Annotated in this window: 1 protein-coding gene; it reads right to left on the bottom strand. The window is 50.4% G+C overall.

From position 1 onward, the window contains the following. A partial coding sequence (locus SB775_RS30535) for a spore germination protein (protein ID WP_410865010.1) occupies nucleotides 1–264 on the bottom strand: 264 nt, incomplete at both ends.

The following is a 264-nucleotide window of genomic DNA, read 5'->3' as shown; positions in this document are numbered from 1 at the left end:
ATGTGAAGGACCAGTGCGATAACCCCGACAATAATTCCAAACACCCCAAAAGTAGCTGCAAGGACAATAAAGGGAAATCGTAGCATCCGAATGGAATTAGCCAAGCTGTACGATGGGAAAACAAAACTGGCAATGGCTGTGATCGACACAACAATGACCATCGCTGCTGAAATGATCCCTGCATTTACAGCCGCTTGACCGATAACGAGTGTGCCGACGATGGATACCGCTGGTCCTATCGTTCGCGGCATGCGGAGTCCCGCC

The sequence above is a fragment of the Peribacillus sp. SIMBA_075 genome (assembly GCF_046534585.1).
The sequence above is the reverse complement of the archived record's forward strand: the minus strand, read 5'-3'. Positions and strand labels throughout refer to the sequence as shown.